The following is an 18097-nucleotide window of genomic DNA, read 5'->3' on the forward strand; positions in this document are numbered from 1 at the left end:
AGCGTAGCGACCCTCGAACCACGGGGGCGTGGCACCCTTGCCTCCCGGATTTCTGTTCATGACCGATACTCCCCTCCACCGCAGGCTCCCCAACCGCCTCGACAATCCGCTCAAATCCGCCGTGTTGAGCTGGGAAAGCCTGCTTGTGCTCGTCGCGGTGGCGATCTTCATCCTCAATTCGTTCGCCTCGCCGTATTTCCTCAACGCCTGGAGCCTGTCCGACCTTACCTTCAACTTCACCGAGAAGGCGCTGATCGCCCTGGCCATGGCCCTGCTGATCATCTCGGGGGAGATCGACCTGTCGGTGGCGGCGATCATCGCGCTGGCGTCGACGCTGATGGGATTTGCGCTGCAGTTTGGCGCCGATACTCCCGCGCTGGTGGCCATCGGCATCGGCACCGGCATCGCCTGCGGTGCCTTCAATGGCTTCCTCGTCACCGGCCTCAAGCTGCCCTCGATCGTGGTGACGATCGGCACGATGAGCCTGTTCCGCGGCATCGCCTTCATCATTCTGGGCGACCAGAGCTTCAAGGGTTACCCCGCCAGCTTCTCCTGGTTCGGCCAGGGCTATGTGTTCTGGGTGATCTCGTTCGAACTGGTGCTCTTCCTCGTCTGTGCCTTGATCTATTGGATACTGCTGCACCGCACCAATTTCGGCCGCCGGGTCTTTGCCATCGGCAATAACGACGTCGCAGCGCAGTTCTCGGGCGTGCGCGTCGACAAGATCAAGTTCATCCTGTTCTGCCTCACGGGCCTCATGAGCGGTATCGCCGCAGTCCTACTGACGGCGCGACTGGGTTCGACCCGTCCGTCCATCGCCGAGGGCTTCGAGCTCGAGGCCATCACCATGGTTGTGCTCGGCGGCGTGTCGATCCTGGGTGGGGCAGGGTCGATCCTGGGCGTTGTCCTGGCGGCGCTGATCGTCGGCCTGGTGACCTTCGGCCTCGGACTGCTCAACGTGCCGGGCATCGTCATGACAATCTTCACCGGCTCGATGCTGATTGTGGTGATCGCGCTGCCCATCCTGTTCCGCATGTGGAGGCAGCGCGCATGATCGAGGATGCCGGCTACGAAAAGCACGCCTTCAAGATGCAGCTCAATCCCGGTATGGCCGCCGAATACCGGAAGCGCCACGATGAGATATTCCCCGAACTGGTCGACCTGCTGCACGAAGCGGGCGTGAAGGACTATTCGATCCACCTCGATGAGGAGACAAATATCCTGTTCGGCGTGCTATGGCGGCGCAAGGACCACACGATGGGCAACTTGTCTAATACCGAAGTCATGAAGCGCTGGTGGGCGCATATGGCCGATGTCATGGCGACCAACGAGAACAACGAGCCGCTGTCGACCGATCTGGTGCCGATGTTCTGGATGAAGTGACGGTCGGCACTGTTACTGCGGCGGCGGACCAAGCGTTGCGAGGATCGCCCGGCCTATTGCCGCATTGCCATAGGGCCAGCACAGCCAGAAGTTCATGTCGTATTGCGGCGGCAAGGCGAGCTGGCGCAGGTCGCTGCGGATACGTGTTACCGATGCCTGGGGCAACACGGAGACGAAGCCGTGATGCAGGACGAGATTGAGGATGACCGGGATGGAGTCGATCTCGATCAGCCTGATGGCGCTGCGCTCGGTCTCGTTGAGGTGCTCATCGAGAATGCGATTGATGCGCTGCCGCAATCCGCTGCGTGGGCTCGGTACCGCCAGCGGCGCCGTCAGGAGCGCATCGGCAATGCTGTGATAGCCTTCGGCAACGCCGACGACGGCGAGCGGCGTGCGGCCCACGATCTCGCCCTCCAGGTCGGGTGGCAGGCGCTCGGTGTCGAGGAAGGCAACGTCGAACAACCCGGTCTTGAGCCCCGCCAGTAAATCTTCTGCTGTGGTGGAACTGACAAACAGCGGCGCGCGTGGCCGCTCGGCCAGCCAACGGGCTGTGAGATTGGCGAGGAGGCGCGCGATCTCGCTTTCATAGCCCAACGGAATGATTGAGCCGAGCCGTGCCGTGGCCGCCGTCTTGCGAAACCGTTCCTCAGACGCCCCTGATAGCCGCCGCCACGCCGCCAGCAGCGCGTCCGCTGCGACAGCAATGCGCGCTCCCTCGGGTGTGACGCTGGAGCCGCCGCTGCCGCGTTGCAACAGTGAACAACCCAGGCTGGCTTCGAGCTGTGCAATCTGCCGGGTCAATTGCGGTTGGCCCAGACCCATGCTGCGAGCGGCGCGGCGGATGCTGCCCAGGTTGGCGACCGACGAGAAGCGTTCGAGCGCGTCGAGCTTGATGGCGTGGATTGGCGAGATTGCACGAGCCAATGCGGCGGCTGCGGTGATTTCGGGTTCAAGCCGAACGGCTTCGAGACTGGCAACGAGTCCGGAGCCAGCGCGTTCAACAAGGTGGATCGATATTTCGGCCTCGAACCGCGCGATAGATGCGGCAATGGTGGAGGCGGGTCGGCCCAGCAGGCGGGCGGCCCCGCGCACACTGCGTTCCGAGAGCACCGCGTCGATTGCAATCAGCGTCGCCGTATCCATGTGCCCGCCATTCGAGCAGGCGTCCTGGATGCACACGAAAACCGCATCGCCTGTTCATCATTTGGGATATCCCATGTCGCCAGACTATCCAATAGCGTGCCCATCATGAACGATCTGGCGATGACAGTGCGCGGCGCTCCCATCACCCTCAATGGCAAGCCGTTGAGCTTCTCGGACATTGCCCGGATCGGCCGTCGCAAGGTTCGGCTGGTGGCTGATCCTGACGCCATGGTCCGCGTCGCCAATGCGCGCGCCGTCATCGAAGAGGCCATCGCCAACCACCAGCCCGTCTATGGCTCGACCACTGGAGTGGGCGCCATGAAGGACGTCGAGTGGACGGATGACCAGCTCGACACCTTCAACATGGGTCTGGTGCGAGCACACCATTTCGGCACCGGCGAAGCCTTTTCCAGCGAGATCATCCGCACGGCGATGGCCATTCGCGTCAACATGGCGCTGACGGGGCGTGTGGGTTGCACCACCGACCTGGTCGAAGCCTATCTGGCGCTACTGTCAGCCGACGTCGTGCCTGTCGTGCGGCGCACTGGCTCCATCGGGTGCGCCGATATCGGCTTGATGGGCCAGATTGGCGCAGTGTTGACCGGGGCGGGCGAGGCCGTTTTCAGCGGCAAGCGCCAGCCCGCGGCAGATGCGCTGGCCTCGGCTGGCCTCAAGGCCTTCCGCCTGGCGCCGCGCGATAGCCTGGCTTCGATATCCACCAACGCAGTGGGCTATGCCGCCGCAGCCGCCGCCATTCGCGATGCAGCTGGCGCGGTGCGCGTCATGCTGGCAACGGGTCTGACCACGGCTGGCGCCCTCGGCGCTTCGCGCGATCCGTGGAAGGCCGTGGCCCATGTCGGCACTGAGCGCGAAGCCGGCATCGGTGCGTGGCTCTATTTCAACGCCAAGGGCTGGGACTGGCCCAACGCCACCCATATCCAGGATCCGCTGTCGCTGCGCATGATGAGCCAGGTGTTTGCCACCGGCTTCGAGACGCTGGTGGCAGCAGGCAAGATTCTGTTGGCCGCCACCGGGCGGACCGACGACAATCCTGTGGTCGCGGGAGGACAGGTTTTGACGTCGGGTGGCTCGCTGCCGCTCGACGTCACCGTCTTCCTGCAGACCGCACAACTGGGCCTGGCCCATATCGCCCGCAACTCGTTCAACCGCTGTGTGCTGCTCGGCAATGGCCAGCGGCGCGATTTGCCGGTCAACCTGGTCCAGCCGGGCGCGATTGCGACCGGCTTCGGCCCGATCATCAAGCTGGCCGGCGAACTCTTCGCCCGCGTGCTGACCATGACCAATCCGATCTCGGCAAATTCCATGGTCGTCGCCGGCGGCCTGGAGGACGAGGCAACGTTCCTGCCGCTGGTGGTCGAGCGACTGGAACGCCAGGTGCTTGCCCTGCGGCGCCTGGCAGCACTCGAAGCCATGCTCGCCGCGCAGGCGATGGACATATCTGGTGACCGGCCGGGTAACGTCCCCGGCATCATCTACGAATTGGTTCGGCGACATGCTGACACGTACTGGCAGGATCGCCCTCTATCGACCGAAGTCGAGGCGATCGAAGACGCTCTGGGCTCAGAAGAGCTTATGAGCGAACTAATATCCCACTCAACGATTATGGAGTTGGACGAGTTTTTCGCCTTGGGTCCGGTTGCCTAGCACAGGCAGCCTATCCCAATTCTACCAACAGTTTACGCTAGGGACAGCCGGGGCTTGGGAGCCCTGGAGAAAACGGAGAAACCAATGCGCCTCACTACCAAGCTTCTGAGCGCTGTTGCAGCGCTCGCCATCACGGTGACTGCGGCCCAGGCTCAGGTCGTCGTGTCCTCCAAGATCGACACCGAGGGTGGCGTTCTTGGCAACATCATCAAGCAGGTGCTGGAAGCCAACGACATCCCGGTGGAAGATCGCATCCAGCTCGGCGGCACGCCGATCGTGCGCGAAGCCATCATGGCCGGCGAAATCGACATCTATCCCGAATATACCGGCAACGCCGCCTTCTTCTTCGAGAAGGCCGATGACCCGCTGTGGAACAACGCTGAATCGGCCTATGCCGAGGCCGCCAAGCTCGACTACGACGCCAACAAGATCATCTGGTTGTCGCCGTCGCCGGCCAACAACACCTGGGCCGTCGCCGTCCGCAACGACGTGGCCGAAGCCAACAGCCTCAACACCTTCACCGAATTCGGTGCCTGGGTCGCCGGCGGTGGCGAAGTCAAGCTTGCGGCATCGGCAGAGTTCGTGAATTCGCCCGCCGCCTTGCCCAAGTTCCAGGAAGTCTATGGCTTCACCCTGACTCCCGATCAGCTCGTGACTCTCTCGGGTGGTGATACGGCCGCGACGATTGCCGCCGCCGCCCAGCAGACCAACGGCGTCAACGCCGCCATGGTCTATGGCACCGATGGTGGCATTGCTCCCTCGGGTCTCAAGGTGCTCGAGGACGACAAGGGCGTGCAGCCGGTTTACCAGCCTGCGCCGATCATCCGCGAAGCCGTGCTGACCGAATATCCGCAGATCGAAGAACTGCTCAAGCCCGTGTTCGAAGGCCTGACCATCGAAGTGCTGCAGGACCTCAATGGTCGTGTTCAGGTCGGTGGCGAAGCCGCTGCGGCCGTTGCGACCGACTACCTGACCAAGGGCGGTTTCCTGGACTAAGCGATTTGGGCGCGGGCTCAGTCCCGCATCCATCCCGCCCACATGACGTCACCCTCGGGCCTGACCCGAGGGGCCTGCACTTGCCTCGTGTGCAACTAGTGAAGAGCCCTCGGGTCAGAGCCCGAGGGCGACGCGCGGTGGGTGGGCGAGAGTTTTGCCCGCCACTTCGCCTGCGAAGCCAGCGACCGCATTCCGGAGCCAGCATGAGCATCGCCGACACCGCCATCGCCGATAGCCGACCCGCCTGGCTCGCGCTCGACAAGCTCGGCGTGCTGATTGCGCTCATTGCAGCGGCCGGTGCGGTGCTACCCTTCGCCCTGTTCCGCGCCAATCGCATCGTGCTGGGCGAACCGAAGTCCCTGCTGGATGCGCTGCCCAGTGTCTCATCCGGACTTCTCATCGGCATCCTGCTGGTCGGCTTCGTGATTGCGCTGTTGCGCTTTCCGGTAGTCGTCAAGCTGATTGCCGGCTTCCTGGTGCTCGCGGCCCTATTTATCCTTATCGGCTGGTCGGGCAGCTATCTGACGCCGGAGGACGACACGTTTGCCCGTGTCTCACCCGGTGCTGGCTTCTGGCTGCTGGTCTTTGCCTTTGCTCTGTTGGTGACCGATGCACTGACGCGGCTACGCCTGGCGCCGCTGGCGCGCATTGGCATCCTCCTTGCCGTTGCCTTGGCAATGGCTGCGCTGTTGTGGAGTGGCGGCTGGAACAATCTCTCCATCCTCAAGGAATACGCCACCCGGGCGCCCGCTTTCTGGGCCGAGGGTCGGACGCATCTTGCGCTGGCCTTCGGTTCGGTGGCCGTTGCGACGGTGGTTGGCGTGCCGGTGGGCGTGCTGTGCTACAAGGTCGGGCCGCTGCGAGCCGGCGTGCTGAACGTTCTCAATATCGTCCAGACCATTCCGTCGATCGCCCTGTTCGGCCTGCTGATCGCGCCACTGGCATGGGTTGCCGCCAACATTCCTGGCGCCTCCGCCATCGGTATTTCCGGAATCGGGGCTGCGCCGGCTTTGGTCGCTCTATTCGCCTATTCGCTGCTGCCCATCGTCTCCAACACGGTGGTCGGCCTGCTGAGCGTATCGCCCGCTGCCGTCGACGCGGCGAAGGGCATGGGCATGACCGGCGCGCAGCGCTTGACCGGCGTCGAGCTGCCGCTGGCCTTTCCCGTGATCCTCACCGGTATCCGCATCGTGCTGGTGCAGAATATCGGGCTGGCCACCATCGCCGCGCTGATCGGCGGCGGCGGGTTTGGCGTCTTCGTGTTCCAGGGTATCGGACAAACGGCGATGGATCTGGTGTTGCTCGGCGCAGTACCGACCGTGGCTTTGGCCTTTGTCGCCGCCGTGGTGCTCGACGCCATCGTTGAAATGACGTCACGCGGGGGACGCCGCCCATGATCGAGATCGACTACATCACCAAGACCTACGATGCGACAACGGTCGTCGATCATGTGACGCTGACCATCCAGCCACGCAGCATCTGCGTCATCGTGGGCACGTCGGGTTCCGGCAAGACCACGCTGATGCGGATGATCAACAAGCTGGTGGAGCCGACGTCCGGCCATATCCGCATCGATGGCGAGGATATCGCGGGCATCCCCGCCTATGAGCTGCGCCGCCGGATCGGTTATGCCATCCAGGGACATGGGCTGTTTCCGCACCGGACCGTCGGGCAGAATGTGGCGACGGTGCCCAAGCTGCTCGGCTGGGACAAGGCCAGGACGGCCAGCCGGGTCGATGAACTGCTGAGCCTGTTTCAGCTCGACCCCGGCCAGTTCCGCGATCGCATGCCGCATGAATTGAGCGGCGGGCAGCAGCAGCGCGTGGGCGTGGCGCGGGCGCTGGCGGCGGAGCCCAATATTCTCCTCATGGATGAGCCTTATGGTGCACTCGATCCGGTGATCCGGGCGAAGGCGCAGGAAGACCTGCTCGCCATCCAGCGCAAGTTTGGCACCACGATCGTACTGGTCACCCATGACATGGAAGAGGCCATCCATCTTGGCGACACGATCGCCGTGATGGACAAGGGCAAGCTGCTGCAATGCGCCAGGCCTGCAGAGATCATTGCCAATCCGGCGACGCCGTTTGTGGCGGAGCTGATCGGCACCAGCGAGCGGCCGTTCCGGCTGCTGTCGCTGGCGCGGGTCTCCGACCATGTCGAACCTGGTGAGGTGGCGGGCGAGCCCATCGAGGCCAGTGCCTCGCTGCGGGATGCCTATGCCGAACTGCTGTGGTCGGGTCGGCCGGCTTTGCCGGTGCGGCGCGACGGCCAGATCGTGGGGCAGATTACCCTGGCCGCGCTATCGCAGTTGGCGGCGCGGCCGCGATGAGCGTTGGCAATATAATCAGGCTGATCGCCTTTACGGTGCTGGTGCTGTTCCTCGTCAAGCCGGACGTGTTCAGCGGGTTCTTTGGTGTATTCACAAAGAACAATCAGCCGGCAATCTACAATCAGGGCAGTCTGCTCGATATCACGCTCAATCACCTCGGCATCGTATTGGTCGCCACACTGGCCTCCACGATCATTGCCGTGGGGTTGGCGATCATCGTCACGCGGCCGTTTGGTGCGGAGTTCCTGCCGCTGTCGCGTTCCCTCGCCAATGTGGGGCAGACCTTGCCGCCGGTTGCCGTGCTGGCACTGGCCGTGCCTGTGCTTGGATTTGGCACGGCGCCGACGCTGGTGGCGCTGTTTCTCTATGGGCTGCTGCCGATTTTCGAGAACACGCTGACGGGCCTCACCAACCTGCCACCCGCGGTGACCGATGCCGCCAAGGGCGTCGGCATGACGGGGTGGCAGCTGCTGGTCAAGGTTGAGTTGCCGCTGGCTCTGCCGGTGATCCTGGCCGGCGTGCGGCTATCGACGGTGATTTCGCTGGCGACGGCGACTATTGGCTCCACCGTTGCGGCCCGGACGCTGGGCGAGGTGATCATCGCCGGGCTGCTGTCGAGCAACACGGCCTTGGTGCTGCAGGGCGGGCTGATCGTCGGCGTGCTGGCCGTGCTGATCTATGACGCGCTCTCGGCGCTGGAGCGGTGGCTGATGGCGCGTACGGGGCAATTGGGGAGGGCGGCGGGGTGATAACCGAGTGCCCGACCTCGTGGTTCGAGGCTCGCGAAGAGCTCGCACCTCACCATGAGGCCTCCAAGAACACGGAGTGCCAAGTAGGCCTCATAGTGAGGTGGGAGCGCAGCGACCCTCGAACCACGAGGGCGTGGCAGGATATTCGCCAAGGAAACTGACATGTCCGATTTTGATCTCGTCCTCTCCGGCACCGTGGTGCTGCCGTCGTCCATCGTCAAAGACGGCTATGTCGCGGTGCGCGATGGCAAGGTCGTGCATGTTGGCGAGGGCAGGGCGCCGTCGGCGAAGACCCGCCATGAGCTGGGCAATGCCCTGATCCTGCCCGGCGCCATCGATGCGCAGACGCATTCGCTGAGCCAGAAGGACCAGGAAGACTTCATCTGGTCGACGCGGTCGGCGGCGGCAGGTGGCGTCACCACCATCGTCGACATGCCCTATGACGAGGGCAATCTCGTTTGCTCTGCGGAGGCAGTCCGGATCAAGGTGGATCACGCCAGCCCGCAGGCACGCGTGGACTTCGCGCTGTATGGGACCATCAACCCGGAAGAGGGCGCGACGCGCATCGCCGAGCAAGCCGAAGCCGGTGTCGCCGCCTTCAAGTTTTCCACCTTCGGCACCGACCCGATCCGCTTTCCGCGTATTCCCCCCGCCTTGCTGGAGGAGTGCTTTGCGGCGGTAGCCAAGACCGGACTGACGGCTGGTGTGCATAACGAAGACGATGAGATGGTTCGGGCGGCAATGGCAAAGGTCAAGGCCGCTGGGATCACCAATTATCGGGCCCACGCATTGAGCCGTCCGCCGCTGACCGAACTGCTGGCCTCACTGCAAATTTATGAGACGGGCGCGCAGACCGGCTGCGCTGCTCATGTGGTGCATTGCTCGCTGTCGCGCGGATACGAGATCGCGCGCAGCTATCGCGACCAGGGCTATCCGGCCACGATCGAAGCCTGCATCCACTACCTGACGCTGGATGAGGAAAACGACGTGGCGCGTCTGGGCGGCAAGGCGAAGATCAATCCACCGATCCGCCCGCGTGTCGAGGTCGAGAAGCTGTGGGAGCATGTGCGACAGGGCAACGTGACACTGGTTTCGACCGACCATGTGAGTTGGTCGGAAAACCGCAAGACCAATCCGGACATGCTGGCCAATGCATCGGGCGTGCCGGGGCTGGAAGTCATGGTGCCACTCTTCATCATGGGCGCGCTGAAGCGCGGCATCCCGCTGACCTGGGCTGCCAGGCTGATGGCGGAAAACCCGGCGCGGCATTTCAGGCTTGATCATGTGAAGGGTGCGCTGACGCCCGGTCGTGACGCCGATATCACCGTGCTGTTTGCGCGGCCTATGCGCTACGACGCGGCAGCAAGCGGGCACAACGTGGTGGGCTGGTCGCCATACAACGGCATCGAATTGCCTTGGACCGTGGGCCTCACTTATCTACGCGGGCAGCAGGTGTTCGACGGAACGACTGTGGCGCAGCCGGGTACGGGCCGCTTCGTGCGACCGGAAGCGCGCCCATGATCCCCAATTCCCCAATCCGCGCTGACCGTATTGGCGCCGATATCGATGCGCTGGCCGCGATCACAGAACCTGGCCGGCCCTGGACGCGGCGGGCTTTTACGCCGCTCTTCCTCGAAGGGCGCAAATGGCTCGAGAGAGCCATGCAGGATGCCGGCGCGGTGACGCGGGTCGACGCGGCCGGCAACCTGATTGGCACCATTCCGGGCAATAAGCCGGCCCTGGGCACGATCATGCTCGGTTCGCACTCGGACACAGTGCCCGATGGCGGGCGCTTCGATGGCATTGCCGGGGTGATCGCGGCGCTGGAAGTGGCGCGGGCGCTGCGCGACCAGGGCGTGGTGCTGGAGCACACGCTGGAAGTGGTCGATTTCCTTGCCGAGGAAGTCTCGATCTTCGGCGTCTCCTGCATCGGCAGCCGCGGGATGAGCGGAACGCGACCTGCGGAATGGCTGGTGCGCGAGAGCGGTGGGCTGACGCTTGAGCAAGGGATCGCCCACGTCGGCGGAGTGGCCTGGGCACCAGCACAGCGCGACGACATCAGGGCCTTCCTCGAATTGCATATCGAACAGGGGCCGGTCCTCCAGAACGAGAAACTCGACATTGGCGTAGTGACGGCGATTGCCGGGATAACGCGCATCGAGATCATTGTGGACGGTCGGGCCGACCACGCGGGGACTACGCCGATGGGGTCGCGCAAGGATGCCTTGACGACAGCCGCCTGGATCGCGCTGGGGGTCGAGGAACTGGGCAAGGCGCTGGCATCAGGCGAGACGCATTTTGCGGCTACGGTTGGCGAATTCGAGATGACGCCCAACGCCGCAAATGTCGTGCCGGCAAGGGTCCGCATGCTGATCGATGCGCGCGCCGAGCAGCGCGATGATATGGAGCGGTTCATTGAAGAGCTCGAGAAGGGCGTCGCCGCGATTGCTGAAAAGACCGGTGTATCAGTCTCCACACCGCGCCTTGTCTCGGACAATCCGCCGACACCGAGCGACCCCGAGCTGCTCGACGTGCTAGACGCAGCTTGCCAAACGGCGGGTGCCAAGCATCGGCGGATGGCCTCCGGCGCAGGGCATGACACCGCATGGATGGCACGCATCACCAAGGCGGCAATGATCTTCGTGCCCTGCGTAAACGGCCGCAGCCATTCGCCGGACGAGTTCGCCACATCGGACGATATCGCGCTCGGCGCGGCGGTTTTGCTGGACGCCGTCAAAGCGCTCGACACTAAATTGCAAGGAACCGAGTAATGGGGCGGATTCTCACCGAAAAGGACGTGGAAGCGGCTGTGCGCGGCGGCTCGGTCTATGCGGCGGGCGGCGGCGGCTGGGCCGATCATGGCCGCATGCTGGGCACGGCAGCGGTCCGCGCCGGCCAGCCGGAACTCGTCAGCATCGAGGAGCTTGAACCTGACGACTGGGTCGCCACCGCAGCTGCCATCGGCGCACCGGCATCGACGACGCCATGGGAGATGCGCGGCGTCGACTACATCAAGGCTGTGCAGCTGTTGCAGGATGCGCTGGGCGAGAAGCTCAGCGGGCTGATGGTCGGCCAGAACGGCAAGTCGTCGACACTCAATGGCTGGCTGCCCTCGGCGATTCTGGGCACCAAGGTGGTGGATGCGGTGGGTGACATCCGAGCCCACCCAACCGGCGATATGGGCTCCATCGGCATGGCCGGCTCGCCCGAGCAGATGATCCAGACGGCTGTGGGCGGCAATCGCGCGGAGAACCGCTACATCGAGCTGGTGACGCGTGGCGCCACGGCGAAGGTCTCGCCCATCCTGCGCACGGCGGCCGATATGTCGGGCGGTTTTATCGCCTCCTGCCGCAATCCGCTGCGGGCGAGTTACGTGCAGAAGCATGCAGCCTTGGGCGGGATTTCTCTGGCGTTGACGCTTGGCGAAGCGATGATCGCGGCCGAGGGCAAGGGGCCCGGCTCCATGATCGACGCTATCGTCAAGACGACGGGCGGTTCTATCCTGACCAAGGGCTACATCACCGACATTGACGTGACCTACACCAAGGAAGCCTTCGACATCGGCAAGGTGACGATCGGCGAGGGCGACAAGGCGACGGTGTTGCATGTCATGAACGAATATATGGCCGTGGAAGATGCCGGCGGCACGCGTCTCGCGACGTTCCCCGATGTGATCACGACGCTGGATGCGGCCGGGCAGGCCCTGTCGGTCGGGCAACTCGGGCGTGGCATGTACATCTTCGTCCTGCACGTGCCCAAGGCGATCATTCCGTTGAGCTCTTCGGTGCTCGATCCGGCGGTGTACCCGTTCGTTGAGGATCGGATGGGGATTGAGCTGGCAAAGTATGCGCTGGCGGGCAACTAGCCCATCCACCCACGGTGTCATCCGGCGAAGGCCGGGATCCATCCCGAGATGGCGCCGCGTTGACAGACCTCAGGATGGATTCCGGCCTTCGCCGGAATGACCCCGAGTTTGGAAGATTCATCATGCCCACACCCAATCCCCGCCATCCCAACTTCCCCATTCCCGGTGGCTCCGAACTGCGCGCCAAGGGCTGGCGGCAGGAGGCGCTGCTGCGCCTGCTGGAGAACGTGCTCTCCGTCGGCGAGAATCCCGATGAGCTGATCGTCTATGCGGCGCTGGGCAAGGCGGCGCGCAACTGGGCGAGCCACAAGGCTATCGTGGAGACGCTACTGCGGATGGACGAGGACCAGACCCTGATCATCCAGTCAGGCAAGCCGATCGGCTTGCTCAAGACCCATGCCAAGGCGCCGCTGGTGATCATGGCCAATTGCAACATCGTCGGCCAATGGGCCAAGGCCGAGGTGTTTTACGAGCTGGAGAAGAAGGGGCTGATCTGCTGGGGCGGGCTCACGGCGGGGGCCTGGCAATACATCGGTTCGCAGGGCGTCATCCAGGGCACCTATGAGATTTTCATGCGCATCGCCGAGAACCGTTTCGGCGGTGATCTCGCGGGACGGTTCATTCTGACTGCCGGTCTCGGTGGCATGGGCGGGGCGCAGCCGCTGGCCGGGCGAATGGCGGGGGCGGCAATCCTGTGCGTTGACATCGACGCCGATCGCGCCCGCAAGCGCAAGGAGATCGGCTACCTCGAAGAGATTGCGCCCGATCTTGATACCGCGCTGGCAATGATCGACAGGGCGGTGGCCGAGAAGCGCGCGACGTCGATCGGGCTGGTTGGCAATGCGGCCGAGATTTACCCCGAGGTCGCACGGCGTGGCATCGTGCCCGATATCGTGACCGACCAGACGTCGGCGCATGACCTAGTCTACGGCTACGTACCCAAGGGCATGTCGCTGGACGAAGTCCGGCGCCTGCGTGTCGAAGGGCCGGGGCAGTTGATGGCCGCGAGCCGCGCATCGATCGTCGATCACGTGCGCGCCATGCTGGCCTTCCAGCAGGCGGGTGCGGAAGTGTTCGACAACGGCAATCTCATCCGCACCCATGCCAAGGCGGGCGGGGTGGAGAACGCGTTCGATATCAAGATCTTCACCGAGGCCTATCTGCGGCCACTCTTCGCACGGGCCATCGGACCGTTCCGCTGGATGGCGCTGTCAGGCGATCCGGAGGATATCAGCAAGATCGACGACAAGCTGCTTGAGATGTTCCCGGACAACAGGATCGTCACCAACTGGATCGCGCTCGCCCGCAAGCATGTGCCGTTCGAAGGTCTGCCGGCGCGCATCGCGTGGCTGGGGCATGGCGAACGGACGGCCCTGTCGCGGGCGGTCAATGCCATGGTGGCCGATGGTACGCTGGCCGGGCCGGTGGCGTTCAGCCGCGATCACCTGGATGCTGGCGCCATGGCGCATCCCAATATCATGACCGAGGGCATGAAGGACGGATCGGACGCCATCGCCGATTGGCCCATCCTTGATGCCATGCTGCTCTGTTCGTCCATGGCCGACCTCGTCGTGGTCCATTCCGGCGGTGGCGGCTATGCGGGATATATGACCTCCGCCGGCGTGACCGTCGTGGCGGATGGCACCGCAGGTGGCGACGAGCGACTGGAGTATGCGCTGACCAATGACACGGCGCTCGGCGTTATGCGCTATGCCGATGCTGGGTATGAGGAGAGCCTGGACGAGATAGAGCGCAAGGGGATTGGGCATATTGCGGTGGGTTGAGGCCTGTCCCACCCACGATGTCATTCCGGCGAAGGCCGGAATACGTGCGGTGGGCAACCAACGCACTGGATGAAGGGGTGAGCTACGGACATGGATCCCGGCCTTCGCCGGGATGACACTGTGGTTGTTTGACCCTAGGCGTTCACTGCCATCGCGATAGTGGCCACCACCCGCTGCTTCAGCGCATCGCCCACCGCAAAGATCGTCGGTGCACTCAGCGGAAACGCCTCCACCGCCGCACCGGCCTCGCCAATCGTCCCACGCCAGACCTGCTCGTCCGCCCGGCCGACATTGCCAGCGATGATGGCCGGTGTGTCGAGGCTCATGCCCTGCGCGCGGAGCTGGCTGACGATCTCGGGCAGGGTGCGGCGGCTCATGTAATAGACGCTGGTCGTGGCGGAATCGGCCAAGGCCGTCCAATTCAGCGTCTCGGGCAGCACGCCCTTGCGGGAATGGCCGGTGACGAAGCGCACCGACTGGGCATGGTCGCGGTGGGTCAGCGAGATGCCGAGGCGGCTGGCCAGCGCCAGGGCTGCGGTGACTCCCGGGACGACGGTGACCGCTATGCCGTGCTGTTCCAGCATCTCGATTTCTTCGCCGGCTCGACCGAAGATCATCGGGTCGCCGGACTTGAGGCGCACCACATGCTTGCCCTGGCGGGCGAGGTTCAACATCATCTCGTTGATGTCTTCCTGGCGGCAGCTTTCGCGGGCGGCGCGCTTGCCCACCAGCATGCGCTTGGCTTCGCGACGGGCCAGCTCGAGCACCTCGCCGGAGACGAGATCGTCGAACAAAATGACATCGGCCGACTGCAGTGCCCGTACCGCCTTGATAGTCAGCAGGTCGGCATCGCCGGGGCCAGCGCCGACCAGCGTCACGCGACCCACTGCCGGTGCGGCGCTGATCATATCGATGTCGGCGTCCTTCGCTTCGGGCGCGGTATCGCCGAAGGCGCGATCAACGAGTCGTTCCCAGAACGCGCGGCGTTGTGGGCCTGCCGCGAGCCGGTCCATCACGGTGCCACGCACCTGTTGCGCGAGACTGGCCCAAGCACTCAGTGTTTGCGGCAGCAGCGTCTCGATGCGGCGACGTACGGCCTGGCCGAGAATGGGCGCTGCGCCTGATGTGGAAATGCCGACAACGACGGGCGAGCGGTTGACGATGCTGCCGAACTGGAACTGGCAGAATTCCGGCCGGTCGATGACATTGTAGGGCGCGCTGGCATCGCGCGCGGCCTCGACGAAGGCCTGCGCCTCGGCGTCATCCTCGATATCGGCGACGGCCAGCGCCGCCCCCGACAGGTCCGAGGGCGCCCATTGGCAATCCACCAGGCTGATCGTGCCGGCAGCTGCGCCACTCTCGGCCAGTGCGATCAACTCGTCGCACCAGTCTGCGATGGGAGCCAGCACCTGCACATGGGCACCGGCGGCGGCCAGCAGCTCGATCTTCCAGGTCGCCGGTTCGGAGCCGCCAATGGCGATGACACGCTTGCCGACCAGGTCAAAGAACACCGGCAGGACGGCTAGCGGTGCGATGCGGACTTTATTCGGCTGCGGCGAGACGATTTGCATCGATAATCCCCCTGATTTCGGCGCGACAGGAGCCGCAATTGGTGCCGGCCTTGGTACAGGCGCCGACGGCTTCGACGGTGGTACAGCCCTGGTCGGTGACGGCTGACGTGATGGTGTTGATGCCGACAGAGAAGCATGAGCAGACGATGGCGCCGCTATCAGGCATATCGGCGCCTGGGCGGCCTGCCAGGACAGTGGACGCGGTCAAATTGTCTGATGTCAGCAGGCCGACAGCCCATTGCCGCGACACCAGCACCGGGTCCGGCGAGGTGTAGAGCGCGGCGACAAGGCGACCGTCTGCAAGCACGGCAAAGCTGCGTCGGCCGGAGCGGGGGTCGAGCACGCTCTGGACCATGGCAGTGTCATCGAGCTTGAACGCGGCGCGCAGCCAGGAGGACAGGTCAGCGGGCTCATCGAACCAGGCTAGCTCCCCGCGCACGCCGGTCGCCTCGGCGATGGCCCAATAGTCGGCGGCAAGCTGGGGGCGGTCGGTGGCGACGAAGAAGCCGTAGAGCTTGGCGTGGACAGGCTCGGCATGGGCCTGGGCCATCTTGAGCGCGGGCTGCGCCGAGACAGGGTCAACCTTGGCGGTGACCAGCGCGTCGATGCGGCCGTTGGAGGCGAACTGGTCGGTCCAGTGCATCGGCACGAACAGATGGCCACGCCGCTGACGGTCGGTGACCAGCGCGCGCACCACGGCACTGCCATGGCGATTGCTGAGACGGACCAAGGTGGCGCGACGAATGTTGAGCCGTTCGGCGTCAGCAGGATGAATTTCGACAAAAGGCTCGGCGTAGTGGGCGGAGAGTCGCGCCGCTTTGCCGGTGCGGGTCATGGTGTGCCAGTGATCGCGCACGCGGCCGGTATTGAGGATGAACGATCCAGGTAAGGGGGCAAAGGAGGGCGGCGGCAGCACAGGCACGAAGCGGGCCTTGCCGTCTGATGTGAAGAAGCGGCCATCGCCGAACATACGGGCAGCGGGCTTGCTCCGCACCGGCCATTGTGTTGGCGGCAGGGTGGCATAGTCGGCGCCGACAAGGCCGGATAGGTCGAGGTCGCGGCTGCCATCATTTTCAAAAGCAGTCAGGGCAACGTGCTCGGCGAAGATCTCGGCGGGCGATCGATAGTCGAAGGTCTTCGCAAAACCCATCCGCTTGGCGACTTCCTTGATGATCCACCAGTCGGGACGGACTTCGCCGGGCAAAGCCAGGAACGGGCGCTGGCGCGAAATGCGGCGTTCCGAATTGGTGACGGTGCCGTCCTTCTCGCCCCAGCCGGCGGCGGGGAGGCGGACATGGGCGGTCACGCCGGTATCGGTATCGGCGCTCATGTCGGAGACGACGACGAAGGGGCAGGTGGCCAAGGCAGCGCGAACGGCATCGGCTTCCGGCATGGAATCGACCGGGTTGGTCGCCATGATCCAGACGGCCTTGATCTCTCCGCGCCCCATGGCGGCGAACAGGTCGACGGCCTTGAGGCCCGGCTTTGTCGCGACGGTGTTGCTGCCCCAGAAGCGTCCGACGCGATCGATGGCTTCGGGGGTGAAATCCATATGGGCGGCCAGCATATTGGCCAGGCCGCCGACCTCGCGACCGCCCATGGCATTGGGCTGGCCGGTTACCGAGAACGGTCCCATGCCTGGCCGACCGATGCGACCGGTCAGCAGGTGGCAATTGATGATGGCATTGACCTTGTCTGTGCCTGAGGACGACTGATTGACCCCCTGCGAGTAGACCGTGACGGCCTTCTCGGTCTTGGCGAACCAATCGTAGAACAGCGAGATGGCCTTTTCCGACAGGCCGGTGACTTCGGCGACGCGGCCTATCGGCCAGTCTTCGGCAACGAGCAGCGCGGCATCGACGCCGCTGGTGTGCTGGGCAACGAAATCGGGAGCGGTGATACCGTGATTGGCGAGATGGGCGAGAAGGCCGACGAAGAGTGCACTGTCGCCATCCGACTGCAGCGGCAGGTGCAGGTCGGCCATGTCGGCGCTGACGGTGCGGCGTGGATCGATCAGCACGACGCGCATCTGGGGGCGCTCGGCCTTAGCCTTGACGATGCGCTGGTAGAGCACCGGGTGGCACCAGCCCAGATTGCTGCCGACCAGCAAGATCAAGTCTGCCAGTTCGAGGTCTTCGTAATTGCCCGGAACGGTATCCGATCCGAAGGCGCGCCGGTGGCCGGCCACTGACGAGGCCATGCACAGGCGCGAATTGGTGTCCATGTTGCCCGAACCGATGAAGCCCTTCATCAGCTTGTTGGCGACGTAATAGTCCTCGGTCAGCAGCTGTCCGGAGCCATAAATGGCCACGGAATCGGGGCCATGCTCAGCGATCGTCTCCTTGAAGGTATTGGCAACCCGGTCAAGCGTCTGGTCCCAAGTGACTCTGGCGCCGTCACTTTCCGGGTAGAGCAGACGGCCATTGAGCGACAGGGTTTCGCCAAGCGCCGAGCCTTTTGAGCAGAGACGACCATAGTTGGCCGGGTGTTCGGTATCGCCGGCAATGGTCACGCTGCCATCCACCTGGGGCGTGGCCAGCACGCCGCACCCCACCCCACAATAGGGGCAGGTGGTTCGTACGGTGGTGGACGTGGCAACGACGGTCATGCGG

General features: G+C 64.3%; 14 protein-coding genes. 11 read left to right on the forward strand and 3 right to left on the reverse strand.

Features of this window, described 5'->3' with window-relative positions; translation table 11 throughout:
• Nucleotides 1–58: 58 nt before the first annotated feature.
• Entirely contained in the window at nucleotides 59–1054 is a 996-nt protein-coding gene (locus IM737_RS19020) for an ABC transporter permease (protein WP_236896751.1), read from the forward strand.
• Nucleotides 1051–1383 (forward strand): L-rhamnose mutarotase, encoded by a 333-nt coding sequence (gene rhaM, locus IM737_RS19025; protein WP_236896753.1) that lies wholly within the window; start codon nucleotides 1051–1053, stop codon nucleotides 1381–1383. Before IM737_RS19020 ends, rhaM begins: the two co-directional genes overlap by 4 nt.
• Nucleotides 1384–1395: 12 nt before the next feature.
• On the opposite strand, the gene IM737_RS19030 is transcribed toward rhaM, so the two are convergent.
• Nucleotides 1396–2526: a LysR family transcriptional regulator gene (locus IM737_RS19030; protein WP_236896755.1), complete on the reverse strand. Its 1131-nt coding sequence runs from the start codon at nucleotides 2524–2526 to the stop codon at nucleotides 1396–1398.
• Nucleotides 2527–2631: 105 nt separating this feature from the next.
• Here IM737_RS19030 and IM737_RS19035 point away from each other — a divergent pair, with 105 nt between their 5' ends.
• The 9 genes from IM737_RS19035 to IM737_RS19075 all read left to right on the forward strand — a co-directional run bounded on the left by IM737_RS19035 (nucleotide 2632) and on the right by IM737_RS19075 (nucleotide 13914).
• Nucleotides 2632–4191, forward strand: a complete 1560-nt coding sequence (locus IM737_RS19035) for an aromatic amino acid lyase (protein ID WP_236896757.1) — start codon at nucleotides 2632–2634, stop codon at nucleotides 4189–4191.
• A gap of 84 nt (nucleotides 4192–4275) precedes the next feature.
• Nucleotides 4276–5187, forward strand: coding sequence for a glycine betaine ABC transporter substrate-binding protein OsmF (gene osmF / locus IM737_RS19040; protein ID WP_236896759.1), 912 nt, complete (start codon nucleotides 4276–4278; stop codon nucleotides 5185–5187).
• 203 nt (nucleotides 5188–5390) lie between these two features.
• Nucleotides 5391–6584 (forward strand): ABC transporter permease, encoded by a 1194-nt coding sequence (locus IM737_RS19045; protein WP_236896760.1) that lies wholly within the window; start codon nucleotides 5391–5393, stop codon nucleotides 6582–6584.
• Nucleotides 6581–7516, forward strand: coding sequence for an ABC transporter ATP-binding protein (locus IM737_RS19050; protein ID WP_236896762.1), 936 nt, complete (start codon nucleotides 6581–6583; stop codon nucleotides 7514–7516). Before IM737_RS19045 ends, IM737_RS19050 begins: the two co-directional genes overlap by 4 nt.
• Nucleotides 7513–8265: an ABC transporter permease gene (locus tag IM737_RS19055; RefSeq protein ID WP_236896764.1), complete on the forward strand. Its 753-nt coding sequence runs from the start codon at nucleotides 7513–7515 to the stop codon at nucleotides 8263–8265. The genes IM737_RS19050 and IM737_RS19055 overlap by 4 nt, the downstream gene beginning before the upstream one ends.
• A gap of 162 nt (nucleotides 8266–8427) precedes the next feature.
• On the forward strand, nucleotides 8428–9786 hold the full coding sequence (locus tag IM737_RS19060) for a dihydroorotase (RefSeq protein ID WP_236896769.1): 1359 nt from the start codon (nucleotides 8428–8430) through the stop codon (nucleotides 9784–9786).
• Nucleotides 9783–11036: a Zn-dependent hydrolase gene (locus IM737_RS19065; protein ID WP_236896772.1), complete on the forward strand. Its 1254-nt coding sequence runs from the start codon at nucleotides 9783–9785 to the stop codon at nucleotides 11034–11036. The genes IM737_RS19060 and IM737_RS19065 overlap by 4 nt, the downstream gene beginning before the upstream one ends.
• Nucleotides 11036–12130, forward strand: coding sequence for a DUF917 domain-containing protein (locus tag IM737_RS19070; protein WP_236896774.1), 1095 nt, complete (start codon nucleotides 11036–11038; stop codon nucleotides 12128–12130). Before IM737_RS19065 ends, IM737_RS19070 begins: the two co-directional genes overlap by 1 nt.
• A 122-nt stretch (nucleotides 12131–12252) precedes the next feature.
• Entirely contained in the window at nucleotides 12253–13914 is a 1662-nt protein-coding gene (locus IM737_RS19075; protein WP_236896776.1) for a urocanate hydratase, read from the forward strand.
• A 134-nt stretch (nucleotides 13915–14048) separates the two neighbouring features.
• Here the strand turns inward: IM737_RS19075 and cysG are convergent, their stop codons facing one another.
• Nucleotides 14049–15485, reverse strand: a complete 1437-nt coding sequence (gene cysG / locus IM737_RS19080) for a siroheme synthase CysG (protein ID WP_236896778.1) — start codon at nucleotides 15483–15485, stop codon at nucleotides 14049–14051.
• A complete protein-coding gene (locus IM737_RS19085) occupies nucleotides 15457–18093 on the reverse strand; it encodes a molybdopterin-dependent oxidoreductase (RefSeq protein WP_236896780.1) in 2637 nt (878 codons plus the stop codon). The genes cysG and IM737_RS19085 overlap by 29 nt, the downstream gene beginning before the upstream one ends.
• Nucleotides 18094–18097 lie beyond the last annotated feature (4 nt).

It is taken from the genome of Devosia sp. SL43, from assembly GCF_021729885.1.
Taxonomy (GTDB): Bacteria; Pseudomonadota; Alphaproteobacteria; order Rhizobiales; family Devosiaceae; genus Devosia.

Excerpts from the sequence above, each read along its gene's own strand:
- IM737_RS19045 (WP_236896760.1), top strand. The coding sequence starts at position 5,391 with ATGAGCATCGCCGACACCGCCATCGCCGATAGCCGACCCGCCTGGCTC.
- rhaM (WP_236896753.1), top strand. The coding sequence starts at position 1,051 with ATGATCGAGGATGCCGGCTACGAAAAGCACGCCTTCAAGATGCAGCTC.
- IM737_RS19070 (WP_236896774.1), top strand. The coding sequence starts at position 11,036 with ATGGGGCGGATTCTCACCGAAAAGGACGTGGAAGCGGCTGTGCGCGGC.
- IM737_RS19075 (WP_236896776.1), top strand. The coding sequence starts at position 12,253 with ATGCCCACACCCAATCCCCGCCATCCCAACTTCCCCATTCCCGGTGGC.
- cysG (WP_236896778.1), bottom strand. The coding sequence starts at position 15,485 with ATGCAAATCGTCTCGCCGCAGCCGAATAAAGTCCGCATCGCACCGCTA.
- IM737_RS19065 (WP_236896772.1), top strand. The coding sequence starts at position 9,783 with ATGATCCCCAATTCCCCAATCCGCGCTGACCGTATTGGCGCCGATATC.
- IM737_RS19085 (WP_236896780.1), bottom strand. The coding sequence starts at position 18,093 with ATGACCGTCGTTGCCACGTCCACCACCGTACGAACCACCTGCCCCTAT.
- IM737_RS19055 (WP_236896764.1), top strand. The coding sequence starts at position 7,513 with ATGAGCGTTGGCAATATAATCAGGCTGATCGCCTTTACGGTGCTGGTG.
- IM737_RS19060 (WP_236896769.1), top strand. The coding sequence starts at position 8,428 with ATGTCCGATTTTGATCTCGTCCTCTCCGGCACCGTGGTGCTGCCGTCG.
- IM737_RS19020 (WP_236896751.1), top strand. The coding sequence starts at position 59 with ATGACCGATACTCCCCTCCACCGCAGGCTCCCCAACCGCCTCGACAAT.
- IM737_RS19050 (WP_236896762.1), top strand. The coding sequence starts at position 6,581 with ATGATCGAGATCGACTACATCACCAAGACCTACGATGCGACAACGGTC.
- osmF (WP_236896759.1), top strand. The coding sequence starts at position 4,276 with ATGCGCCTCACTACCAAGCTTCTGAGCGCTGTTGCAGCGCTCGCCATC.
- IM737_RS19030 (WP_236896755.1), bottom strand. The coding sequence starts at position 2,526 with ATGGATACGGCGACGCTGATTGCAATCGACGCGGTGCTCTCGGAACGC.
- IM737_RS19035 (WP_236896757.1), top strand. The coding sequence starts at position 2,632 with ATGAACGATCTGGCGATGACAGTGCGCGGCGCTCCCATCACCCTCAAT.